General features: G+C 48.6%; 7 protein-coding genes. All 7 read right to left on the reverse strand.

Annotated features, from left to right (window positions below; all coding sequences use genetic code 11):
- Positions 1 to 161: 161 nt before the first annotated feature.
- Positions 162 to 1,493: a restriction endonuclease subunit S gene (locus V7051_RS03535; protein WP_333873513.1), complete on the reverse strand. Its 1,332-nt coding sequence runs from the start codon at positions 1,491 to 1,493 to the stop codon at positions 162 to 164.
- Positions 1,483 to 2,580 carry a PDDEXK nuclease domain-containing protein gene (locus tag V7051_RS03540; RefSeq protein ID WP_333873514.1) on the reverse strand — a complete coding sequence of 366 codons (1,098 nt, stop codon included), beginning with the start codon at positions 2,578 to 2,580 and terminating at the stop codon, positions 1,483 to 1,485. The genes V7051_RS03535 and V7051_RS03540 overlap by 11 nt, the downstream gene beginning before the upstream one ends.
- A 9-nt stretch (positions 2,581 to 2,589) precedes the next feature.
- A complete protein-coding gene (locus V7051_RS03545; RefSeq protein ID WP_333873515.1) occupies positions 2,590 to 4,959 on the reverse strand; it encodes a type I restriction-modification system subunit M in 2,370 nt (789 codons plus the stop codon).
- A 396-nt stretch (positions 4,960 to 5,355) separates the two neighbouring features.
- The gene (locus tag V7051_RS03550) at positions 5,356 to 8,154 is read right to left on the reverse strand and encodes an HD domain-containing protein (protein ID WP_333873516.1); all 2,799 of its coding nucleotides are present in this window, start codon (positions 8,152 to 8,154) and stop codon (positions 5,356 to 5,358) included.
- A 468-nt stretch (positions 8,155 to 8,622) separates the two neighbouring features.
- Positions 8,623 to 11,151: a S8 family peptidase gene (locus tag V7051_RS03555; RefSeq protein WP_333873517.1), complete on the reverse strand. Its 2,529-nt coding sequence runs from the start codon at positions 11,149 to 11,151 to the stop codon at positions 8,623 to 8,625.
- A complete protein-coding gene (locus V7051_RS03560; RefSeq protein ID WP_333873518.1) occupies positions 11,048 to 12,166 on the reverse strand; it encodes an AAA family ATPase in 1,119 nt (372 codons plus the stop codon). The genes V7051_RS03555 and V7051_RS03560 overlap by 104 nt, the downstream gene beginning before the upstream one ends.
- A 356-nt stretch (positions 12,167 to 12,522) precedes the next feature.
- Complete coding sequence (locus V7051_RS03570; RefSeq protein ID WP_333873519.1) at positions 12,523 to 12,882, reverse strand: hypothetical protein; 360 nt, start codon at positions 12,880 to 12,882, stop codon at positions 12,523 to 12,525.
- Positions 12,883 to 12,935 lie beyond the last annotated feature (53 nt).

A 12,935-nucleotide genomic window follows, 5' to 3' on the forward strand; every position in this document is an offset into this window, starting at 1 on the left:
TCCGCGTGGGAACCATAAATAAACGCGGAGCGCTAAGCGCGGTAGGAGCGGGCCGCGCCCGCGATGGGTGCGGGTATGGCTCATATTCCTCCGCCTATCATCGCGGGCGCGGCCCGCTCCTACTGTTCTTCCATAGACTTGGAACGTGGGAACGATAAAAATTAATAATTAACAAAGATCTTGCCGGTCACCGCGCTGTTGATAAGGGTGGCTTTGTATTCTTTCAGTTTGTCGATTTGCTGTTGTTGTATCGAAATGGCTTGGTCGATTTTGGCGGACTCGGTTTCGATGTGGTCATAAATATTTTTTTGCTCATAAAATGGTGGGAGCAAAACTGGCAAGCTCTTAAGCAACTCTTGACTTAATGAAGCCCGTATTACGAGGTTCATTTCTTTAACAAAATACAGCCTAAGCATAGGAGCATTGAAATAATATTTAGAAAAACCTTCAAATAGTTCCCCTGTTTTAGGCCTAAATCGAATTAAAAATCCTGAAAACGTCGAATTCAAAATGGTCTTCATGCATACAGATGCAAAGCCTATTTCCTCAATAGTTTCAGAGGTTCTCGTAAAAAGCACATCACCTTTCTCAATTGAATACTGTTTTCTATCATTATCAGAGGATTTTGCTAACCCTTTTACTGCTATTGGTAATTCTCGGTTATTGTAAACATCTCCATAACTAACAAATGGATAGCCAGAACCAAAATAGTCAGCACCAGCACTGATACCATTTTGAGTATTTCCAATCAAGCGGAGCCTTTTGACTTGCCAATGCTGCGGTATCTCGCCAATCCACTCCACGCCGGAGTCGCGCATAGGAGCGCCAAGGTTCAGGCCTCGGGTGACGGTGTTTTGAATCAGGATTTGTTTACGCTCTTTGAGCAGGGCAATCTGTTTTTCCTTGATCGCTACGGCCTGATCGATCTGCGCGGTCTTCTGATCAAGGAAGGCAGCGATAGCAGTTTGCTCGGAAAGTAACGGCAGTAAACACCAAACATCAAAAAAATCTTCGGTATAAAGCCGTAGACGACTTTCAATAACACCAGATGACTTCCGTTTATATTCAGCCTTATATAAATCTGTTCTTAATAAATAATGAAAATATCGCTCGCTACCCCCACCATTTAATCGGTAAATAGAATAAGCTGGGCTTGTGATTCCATTGAATGGGGAAAAACCTAAACTGCCGTTCCATGCAAGCATGATATTGCTGACAAGATCACCAATTGAAACCTTCTTATATCCTTCTAAAGAAGCCGCATTAGTAAGTAGGTCTCCTTCTTCAACTCTATCGGATTTTTTTGTAACACCAGTATATTGCGATACAGATAACAATTCCTCCGTTCCCTTATTACTCCTTTCATATATTTCCTTGAAAAGATACTTTGTTCTTTTAACACTCCAATGCTCCGGAATCTCCCCCAACCATTCCACGCCAGAATCCTTATACGCCTCGTATTTCGGCATCGCCACCAGTTGCTCAATCATCATCCGCCTCATCCGTTTTGTTCAGCAATTGCGCCTGCACTTTAATCCGTTCCAGCTCCAGTTCGCGTTTCAGTTCGGCTTCGCTCGGCAGATAAGGCAGGTATTTGGCCGCAAACAGCTGTTCGCTGTCGGTCAGCACCGAATATTTCACCACCGCTTCGCTTTTTTGACTGCACAGGATCAGGCCGATGGTCGGGTTGTCGTCCGCAGCCCGTTGCTGCCGGTCGTAGATGCGCACATAGCTATCCATCTGGCCGACGTCCTGATGCGCCAGCTTGCCCAGTTTCAGGTCGATCAGTAAAAAACATTTCAGTTTGAAATGGTAAAACACCAGGTCGATGTAAAAGTCCTGGTCTTCGGTGCGGATGCGCTGCTGCCGGGCGACAAACGCGAAGCCTTTGCCCAGCTCCAGCAAAAACGCTTGCAGGTTGTCGAGCAGGCCCTGTTCCAGGTCGGATTCCAAAAGCTGTCGGCTGGGCAGGTTCAGAAAGTCCAGGATATAGGGATCGCGCAGCACATCGTGAGGCCGCAATTGCTGTTCCTGCCGGTTTTCTTCAGCGATTTTTTGCGCCGCTTCGCCTCGAACTGGCTCATTGTTCTGACTAGACAGCAAACGTTCGTAGTAGAGTTTGTCGATTTGGCGTTCCAGTGCACGCACGCTCCAATATTGCTGAATGGCTTCCTGTTGATACCATGCACGTGCTTTATCGTTTTCTACTCTGGACAATAGGTTGTAATGCGACCAACTCAATTTGAGAGACACTGTCTCTTGAATTTGGAATGTTAAGTAAAAACGCCGCATATTACGCAAATTGCTGGCATCAAAGCCTTTGCCGAATTCCGTCGTCAATTGCTCCGAGAGCGCTTGCAATTGTTGTTTGCCGTAAGCGGTGCGGGCCTGTCCCTGTTGCTCATACTCGACAATCAAGCGGCTGATTTGCCAGTAGCATTGCACCATCGCGCTATTTACCGCCTGTTGCACCTGCTGGCGGGATTGCTGGATGACGGCGGCGATGTGGGTCAACAACGGCGCAAGGTCTTCCGTGACGGCTTGATTCGTTGATGGTGTTAAGTTACCGGAGTCTTGCATGCGCGGCGCCTATATCTGGTTTACATCAATGCCCAAAATATCGGCAATCAAGCCTTCCGCCTGTCGTTCCAGCGCGATAATGTCGCAGGCCACTTCTTCCATGCTGCGCAGCGGCTTGTGGCGGTAGAAGTATTTATTGAAACTGATCTCGTAACCGATTTTTACGGAGTCGAGATTGATCCAGGCTTCGGCAACATGCGGTTTAACTTCCGCCAGGAAATAGCGGTGGATATGACCTGCCAATGGTATCGATTCGCTGTCGCGTAGATATGTATTGGTTTCATAAGTCAGGTATTCGCCTTTTTTACCGGCCGGGTAATAGCCGAAATCCGGCAGCTCCTGCCCGGTGCAATCCAGACGGTGCAGCAGTTGGTCGAGTTTGTCGCCGCCGAGTTTCAGTTTTTGGGCGATGACTTTTTCGGCGGTTTCGTCGTACCAGCTGACGGCATTGAGTATGGCATTTTTGTCGCCGGCGCTCAGTTTGATATCCTGTGCTTTTAAGGCTTCATCCACCTGTTCCTTGAACCGGTTGAAATCGCTGGACTCGGCTTCGCCCATCGCGGCCATCAAAGTATTTGCAGTTTGCACCAGATCCAGCTGCTTTTTCCAGATACTCGGGCTGAGCAATTTTTGCCGATTTTTAGTGTTCAAGTTTAGCTCATGGTCTTCGCACCAGACGAGAATGGTCTTTTCCTGATCGGCCAAAGTATCGGGCTGATAAACGACATCGCCCCATTGGCTGTAGATCCATTGCATCGGCTCGCGCAAGGACTTGTCGAATCGCAGGGTCTCGATACGTTCGGCACTGAACTGGGCCTTGCGGCGGTCGGGCCGCTCGATGTTAACCTTGTAGTAACCAAAATCGCTGTTGTTGAAAACCTGGGCGGCAATACCGACATCATCGGCTTGGCGTTCCTTGGTTGCCAATGCCAGATAGGTATCTACGATTTCCCTGATATGCTCGTGGGCGAATTCGCAGTTTTTGTTGCCGAGATTTTTGCGCAGCTTACGGTAAAGCTGGCTGGCATCGATCAGCTGGACTTTACCCTTGCGCGGCTGCGCTTTATTATTGGATAGCAGCCAGATATAGGTGGTGATGCCGGTATTGTAGAACAGGTTGTTCGGCAACTGGATAATCGCTTCGAGCAGGTCGTTTTCGATAATATGGCGGCGGATATTGCTTTCACCGCTGCCTGCGTCGCCGGTAAACAGGCTGGAACCGTTATGCACCGAGGTGATGCGCGAACCGTACGGGCTGTTGTCCAGGCTTTTCATTTTGCTGACCATTTCCATCAGGAACAGCAGCTGGCCGTCGCTGGAACGCGGAGTGGCATCGACGGTTTCCGGGTTGCCCCAATAGTCTTTCAACGTCACCCGAAAGCGCGGGTCGATCACGTCACCGCCGTCTTTGATGTATTTCTGCTCTCCGGCCCAGCTTTTGCCGTAAGGCGGATTGGAAAGCATGAAGTCGAAACGGGTTCCTGCAAATTCATCGACAGACAACGTGGAGCCGACTCGGATGTTGGACGGGTTGTTGCCCTTGATCATCATGTCGGATTTACAGATGGCGTAGGTCTCGTCGTTGATTTCCTTGCCGTACAAGTACACGTCGCCGGTAGCGCGGATAGCGCCTTCCTCATCCTTGATGAAGTTTTGCGATTCGGTCAGCATGCCGCCGGAACCGCAGGCCGGGTCGTAGATAGTCATGACCGGCGGTAACTTATTTTTAACCGGGTCGAAAACAAGATGGGTCATCAGCTCGATCACTTCGCGGGGGGTGAAATGCTCGCCTGCCTCTTCGTTGTTGTCTTCGTTGAATTTGCGGATCAGCTCTTCAAACACATAGCCCATTCCAAGGTTGGTAAGCGCGGGCAGGCGGTTGCCGTCCGGGTCTTCCACTTCATGCGGGGTGAGGTTGATATTCGGCGAGGTGAATTTTTCCAGCACGTCCAGCAAAACGTCCTTGCCTGCCATGTGGCGCACTTGGGCCTTGAGGTTGAACTTGTCGATAATCTCTTTGACATTGGCGCTGTAGCCGTTCAGGTATTCTTCGACATTGGCCAGCAGGATTTGCTGGTTGTTCGTCGCGGTTTTGAACAGCTGGTTGAGCGTCCATTTGCTGATGTTGTAAAACACATAGCCGGAAGCGTCTTTCAAGCCGTTATCGTCGAGTTCGATCAGGCCCATGTCGTTTTTTTGGAACGCGAGTTCTTCCAGTACTTTAGCTTTGCTGGGTTCCAGCAAGGTGTCCAGGCGGCGTAATACTACCATCGGCAGGATCACATCACGGTATTTGCCGCGGACATAGACATCGCGCAAGCAATCGTCGGCGATAGACCAGATGAATGAGACAAGTTTATTGTGTGCGGCGTGATTCATTTTGAATTGTTTTTATGTTCTTAAATTTTGAATAACCAAGCCGCTTATCCCTCGTTGGAATTTGCTATAAACCTATGTTAACGAGAATTCCCAATACGTCATACCAGCAGAAATTGCCGGTATGACGTGCTGTTTAATTAAAGTAGTTGATAAAACTTATCATATCTCATAATTAATGAAAAATTAAAATATAAAAAGATCAATTGGTTACATTAATTATGGGATTTTATATTTAGCTAGAAATCTCATAATTAATGGTAAAAAACCAACAAAATCTCACAATTTATGAAATCCCAGCAAGCCTACCACCACGCTACCTATTCCGATTGAAAATCACCACTAGTTCCGATACAAACCAGGCCATCGATTTCGATACGATTACGTCAGTAGTGAATGTCAGCTTTTGGATGAGGAGTTCGATAGGATGTTCTCTAAGGATGATGGCTTGTGTCCCGCCTCATCTTCCTTCAGCAGATTAATGATAGATGAAACGGTTGCAAATCTCTTTTCGTCGACAAGAGATTTGAGATGCGTCTCTAGTGGGGAGCCAGGCTTAACTAGGACGCGATACCTTCCCAGGAACAGGTAGGGCTTATTGTCAGGTGTCTGGAATTCCCGCCAGTAGAGAGCCCCCGCCCACGGGCCACCAATATCTGAAATGATTTTCACAGGGGGATTCTCATAGTCTACATCCCTCAGTCGAACACTCAGCATGCAAAGATCAAGCTGTCCATTGAGAGACAGTATGCTTGCCTTTGCAGAAGGATCGTTATCGAATAGCATTGAGAACGTTCGATCCGGCTGCACAAGATAGATGGGCTCGCCCGGATGCTCTTGTGCGTTTTTCTGTGCCAGCGCATATGCAATCTCAAGTGCCCCCCTGTCCTCCAGGTTCAAGTGCATGGATGGTTCGTATCGCATTGGAGAACGGGTCGCCTGCAAACAGAAAATCAGACCATCTGTATTGGAAAGCTCGTTTAGATCTAGAAATTCAGCACTTTCCTTTGCCGTGCTGAATGGCACGCCCGGATTGACCGGGATGAGCTTGGCACAAATAAGATCAGGAAAGCTTGCTTTGGCGGTAGCTAGCTCAGCCCCTGTAAATTGGTCGTAAACATTGCCGCCGCTTAGAGCAGCTTCCTCTTGCAAGGCATGAATGGCCTCCGGACGATAAGAATCAGTTTCGTTGAGAAAGGCACGATAGCTCTCATGGAAGAGTTGCCGTGCATCATCTATATACTCCTGCTCGGCTGCATTACTGTTGAGCTGTTGCCTGTCGATGGAGAACTCGAAGCCCTGCGGCGTCCGGGCATTCACGTTACAGAGGCCAACGCGGAATAAATCTATGCATAGAGACGTCACTCGCACGGGCACCGAGAAGCCACACACGGCTGATCGCTGCGTCCGAATCCCACTAATCACGCTAAGCATGGGTATTCCCGGCTTTGCCATAAACGTCGCTCGACCATCTCCCATCCGGTACGCGAGCCCAACAGCCAGTTCGGTTCGTGATGTTGCCCCCCTGTATTGAAAAATCTTGATCCCGAGGTCCTCCGCTGTATGGTGACGCACACCGAACAGAATCTCTTCGCTTACATCAGGTACGTCGGCCCCAAGGTTTTCGTCAACCCCATCCAGAACTAGTGTTAGAGGCATCATTGAACAAAGCAATTGTGCCTTCAAGGCCGTGTAGACATCATCAATAACCACTTCGGGCTTGAGCTTCAACGTGATAGTAGTGCCGCAAGGTCTCTCGACCGGAGTAAAGACAGTGAAGTCTTTCAGCTCGGTCAATTGAACGTCGAACGCGAAGCCCCGCGCACGCCGGGCTTCGCCTGGTCGGCCCCTATAATCTTCAAAAGCAGCGGTGGACACAGTGGCTACGTCTGAGATTGTGAAGACAGACCAAAAGCCGATGCCGAACCGAGCTATCGGCGCATAGTCGCTTTCCGTGTATGCGGCCTCGCGGGATCTGCTGCTGCCCACGGTCAGCAGATTATTGAGGACCGTGCGCTCAGACATCCCGCACCCGTTATCACTGACCGTTACCGCATGGTGTTCCCTATCGAATACAACACGGACTTCCGGCTGATATTTGTCTGACGGGGCAGAGTGATGCGCCCTATAGCGGCAGGCTTCCACAGCGTTCTGCACAAGCTCGCGCAATGCGATGCCCTGATGAGTACGCCATATCGCATTCGACGCAATAAGGTCGATGACGCTGCGCTTGTTCAACCTGACACCCAGGCGCTGAAAGTTTCCGCCACTGAACACAAGATCACGCTGAAAGGACTCCCCTCTTGCTTTAAGCCGCCGATGCTTGCAGCGGTGGTCAATATCGCTGTACCCCTGAATCCACTCTTCCATTTGGTCAAAGGTACGATGCGCAAGGGCCAGCACATTTGCATCCGCGAACGTGCCGCTCACAATGATGCGTCCATCGTCGGTTACTGCAAGGCTATCCCCTGTGCACACATGCTTCATGTTTTCGACATAGGAGATTCTTGCAGCCCGGCTGTCGTCCGTGCCAACACGGTCAAGGACGCCATCAATAACACGGGTATCGCTGAACTCGATGGCATCGGCAACACACACAATCACGGCCAATTGAGCCAGATCGCTTTCTTTCTGACCAGCCGCGAACGGGCGTTGCAGGTCTCCCTCCAGTTGGGGGATGGAGTAGTTATGCGCCTTCATCAGAAGGTCCAAGGCGGCAACAAGATTGCGGGGGACGCCAAGCCGTTCAGCATTCTTGTCGATGTACTCGCCCCCTCGGCTCGAATGGTTCTGCCGCAAGTAGCGTTGAAGACCCTCGTTGGTAAGCCAGCCTGGTTCAAGAGGCAGGCCCAGCTTTTTCGCCAAATCCTGTTCCTCTCCCGGAAAGACAGTCATGCCTAGGTCATGAGCGTATGCTGCGGCAATCAGCAGAAATATCTCTTGAACATTCAAGGCCTCCGGGCGCGTGAGATCAAGACATGAGGTGAGCAGGCACTGCACGATCCTGCTCACCACCTGATAGCCGTGATGTGCGTCATGACGGGTGTAATACGGAAAGTGATCCTTGATTGTTGCCATCAGCGGCGCGACTTCACGAACAAAAGTCGTGATCCGGTCTGCGTACTCCTGATCGAGTGACAGTAGGTGACCGTATAGTTTCGTGTCGTGTAGTTCAGTTATTGGATCTCTGATCTGCATAGCTGCCTTTATTTAGTTAACGGCTCAAAGATAAATATGAGCATAGACGATAAGCCTCAACGACTGTTATTGATTTGAAATTAGGTAACTGCGATGTCGGATTTGCTCTTTCGACGTCGAAAGAGCAAGTTCGGCCAAATTACGACATTCAAGACTTGAAATATAGGGCCGCTGCACACCAGCTAGCTGCCATTCAACGTCCGTGTGGAAGCGAGTTGTTGGAAAACAGCTTTAAATTTTTTACACTAATCGACGTGTCTTTGCCATCCATTAAAAATGCATATACTCTTATTATCAATAAGATAGAAATTGATTTTGGAAAATTTTAACGCTCTTTTTAGTGTAAATTTGGCAAAACTTCGACGCCGTTTTCCACCAATGCAGTATGGATCGCTAGCATTGCGACTGGTAGCAGTGCTAAAACAAGCAATTTACTGCGCACATGAAAGCATCGTAATCTTATTTACCTTATCTAACAACCACTCTTGGGGTAATAGCAAGCCTAGCCTGCACTTCTTCATAAATCTGCGTAACTCCGGGCATTGCGAAAGTTACAGCAAGCCCAAATGGGATAGGATCATCTATTATCGTACCCTGATCGGGCTCTCGTTGGACGGTAAGTGTTATAAAGTTATTTTCGCCTATTATTGGCGCTCGACTCCCCTCCCAGCGCCTTGAAAAAACTGTTCCACGCCTACCTTGATTTTGGTCTGGCTGTGCTTTTGCTGCATCAACACGTAATGAAGTCAATTCTTCCGGCTCGATAAGCTTGAGCCGAACAGCACGGTAACTCTGACGACCTGGCAGTACAGGTGTGAACCAGGCAAGTGTTGCTTGCAATGCGTGTGGCCTTGCTTGCCCATTGATACAAATAGGGATGGGCACTTGGATATTTACTGCCTGTTCTCTCGGCAGTATGCCGCTAGCCCAAAACGTGGCGCGATCTTCGGTACATGCTACGGCTGCTTCAGCATCAACGAGGCCATATCCAAGAAATCGCCGGATGTTGTCCTTCTGGCGGACATGCTGACGGTTGTCATCTGGCCCCAAGATTTGTTTGATCAATTCGGAAGCCGCCTGAGGCCAAGATGCTGTATGGACCAATAATGCTTTCAGCAGCGTGGCGCGTTGAGTGTGACTTAGTAAGTTAAAGGAGTCTCCGTATGCCGATTCAAGCGCGTCGTGTATCTGGTGGCATGTTCGGGATGCCAAAGCAGCGGCGGCGCTTGTTCCGCAGGTGAAGTGTTCAAAGTTTCCAATGCCACTGCGTGGCGGAGCTGCCACCTTAAGGCCATGAGCACGAGCCGCACCACTTGATCTAATTGACAGTGTAGTGCCACTTGCAACAAAGCTCATGTGCTCTTTTGCCCCCGGCATCAAGATATCTGGCTTTACACTCTTCGCGAAACCTGGTCCAAGCGCGCTTGATGGATTTGAAATCGTAAGATTCTGAAAGGGATCGACGCTTCGTGTAGCCATCCGATCTGCTGAAGAAACAGCGTCAACATTGGCCGCTCCAACGGTCACACCGTTCACGGACTCAGAAGGCGAGAGAAGACGCCGCTCCGCTATCAACTGTCCTATCGCAAACAATGTTCTGTGCGCTCGTTGAGTTCCCGTGGCATCCTCGAATTGACTGAAATTCGCAAAGCCCGGAACATCAAGCAGTAAGCTATGGTTTCCCGCACTTATAACAAAAAGAATTCCAAACCGGTATGAGAGGCGATCAATTAAACGTGCCCATGCTGACATCTGCCCATAAAATGGTTTGCGCGCATTGCCAAGGGACAGGTTTACGATCAAAACCTCGGGCGCTGATGGTTCGTCTGCGCCGCGCATTGCGAATACGGCTTGGTAAATCATATCGACAATTAGCCGATCATCAGGAAACGCATCGTACAGACCGAGTACTGGCACTGCATGGATTCGGCGTTCAAGCCTTGGCTCCGACTTATTGCGATCTCCGTGCATGATCAGTGATGCCATCGCTGTTCCATGATAGCGTTCGGTAACTTGGGCGAGCGGCTCCAAATCGAATTGATCCTCAACAACCAATCCTCCAGACAACAAAGGATGTTGGGCAACAGGAACACCATCAAGCAAAGCCAGTATTGGGGGACGATCAGTGACCAATAATGGCTCCACCGTCGTTGCATCTTCGGCTTCCCCAACCTCAATTGTCGTCGCTATACTTTGTGGTCGTATGTGCATTACTGGATCAAGACCCGCAATGCTTTCCGGCGACATATCAATAATGCTTCGAACTGAAGGAATAGGCAATTCAGCTAAAACTGCATGATACCCAATGTCTGCAATTCGGCATCGACTAATAATGCGACCACCAGCAGCTACCATCGAGTTACTCAGATCCGCTTCCATTTCATTAGCCGTCACATCAGATGACCTAAAAACAAGCTCGACTTCAAGCCGAATTAGCTCATCATCAGACATGAGGGCAACATCTTCGGCGATAATGTCTCGCTCGTTGGCTTGAAGGCGATCCTGTGGCCCCCAAGGTCGTATATCTCTCAATGTTGCAAATACATCACGCCAAGGTGCAAATCCAATTCCTAATTCTTCGTTTTGAGACCAGCGACGCCATAATGATGCAATGTTGTTTAGAGCTTGTGCATCTGGGACTAATAGATAAATGGTTGGTTCTATATCTTGTTCGTCGCTTTCAAGCTCTTCTTCATCAATAAATTCAAGTCCAGGAATTTTTGTGATTGCATAAATGAAATTTTGAACTGATCCTCGCACTTCGAATACAAGTAATCGCTCGGGCGCAAGTGCACTTGGATTGTTTCGGAGTTCAATGCCATTTTGGTCACGCTCCAGAACCGAGGCTAGTCGGTCAAACTTTGGTCCAAATGCCGCCCTCTGATGGTCGCGACTAAAGGGCTCTGGTTTTGGAGGGTTTCGTGGTGTTCCGGTTTGTCTCGCTTGTGGATGGCCGACGCTTAGCTGAAGGATTGGTTTGGTTGGGTCGATCGGCATTCATCACCTCTGGTTTTACACGGGCAGCCCATAAATCGAGTTCAGCTTTAATAACAGAATCAATAGTAATTTCGCCAAGTCCTAAAATATGACGCCGCCGAACATTTTGGCAAAAATCACGCGCTTCGGCATAAGACGTCACGTTGAGGCGACCAGCTAAAGTCACAGCGGAAATCTTTGGTTGTTCTGGCCAGAATGCGATAATTCTCTCAAGAAAGGCAGCGACCTCATTCTTTTGAGGAGATGGAAATGCCAATCTCAACTGAAAGCGTCTCCATACCGCACGATCCAAAAGTTCCGCATGGTTTGTCGCCGCGATAGTAAGTACATAACTTGGCAATTGGTCGATCTGCATCAACAAGAATGAGACAACCCGTTTAATTTCTCCAGTCTCATGTGTATCGCCACGCTCTTTGCCAATCGAATCAAATTCATCGAAAAACAAAACGCATGGTTGCGTTCGAACATAATCAAAAAGCTTGCGAAGACGTGCGTTTGTTTCTCCAAGATAACTGCCGATAAGCGCGTCATACCGAACAACAAAAAAAGGAAGGCCAAGTGCTTCTGCAACTGCTTCAGCATAAGATGTTTTGCCGTTACCAGGAGGGCCAGATAAAAGAATCTTATGCCGAGGCTCATAACCATGTGCTCGTAGAACGTCCGCCCTCATATGTTCTTCAATAAGCTGCTTACCTTCAGCACAAGCAGGAAGGGTTAAGACCAAATCTTCAAATCGTATCTGTGGCGTCAGCTCGAGAATTGTATCGCGACCACTACCTTGAACCGGTTGGACATTAGTTAATGCTGGCGGTGTGATCGAGACAGTTTGAAGTGCGCGCTGAAGTCGGTCTGCCAAGATGTGATGACTCTTCGCACGCTCGTCCGCCATAAGCGCCTCAACTGTCGAGCGCAGCATAGCCTTATCGCCAACAGCGCCAGCTCGAACGAGTGAAATGAGGTGATCACCTTTGGCCATAATTACACGAAAAGGTAGTGTTGACGATGCATAGCTCATTGCCCTTTAATTCGCATCGAGCTAATTTTTTACATTCTCCCATATACCGAAAAGTATTACTAGGGAAGGGCTGATTAAATCCCCTTGGTATGGGATAATATTGCCCCTCAATCAAAACAAGCCTATGGCCTACATGTCATATCAAACCAGTTTTGCTGATCTCGAATATACCCACAAAAAACGCCTGACCCGGAGAGAAGTGTTTCTGAACGAAATGGAGCAAACGGTTCCTGAGCAAAATTGATTACCTTAATTGAGCCAGCCTACTCCACTTCAGGGCGACGTGGTCGCCAACCGATGCCGCTGGCAAGTATGTTGCGCATTCACTGTATGCAGAATTGGTTTAGTTTTTCCAATTACTCCGGTAAATATTGAACATAACGATAAAGTAAGCTTGTCTTCAGAATATCAGCACGGGTATATAGCTTTTGCCTAAGCTTGTAAGAGTTATTGTGGTCAACGGGAAATATTTCGAGTAGCTCCAAGATTTCAACAATTTTTGCTGAACTGATTTCGGACTCTTCCGACAGTTTGGATAAAATGACATAGTCTTGTTTAAACTGCCTTATATGATCGGGAAAAATTACTTTGGCGTTTCTGGAGTCAATTTTATGATGAAGGTAGCCACGGTTTACTAGCTGATAGGTGAATTCCTCATTCACGCCTAATAACTTAGACGCTTCGGTAATTGACACATATTCAGGAATGGGACGCAAGTCAAAAACCTCCGGCAAAGCCGGAGGCTTGAAAATGTGAACCGCTCAAAGCG

Source organism: Methylobacter sp. (assembly GCF_036845245.1).
Taxonomy (GTDB): domain Bacteria; phylum Pseudomonadota; class Gammaproteobacteria; order Methylococcales; family Methylomonadaceae; genus Methylobacter_A.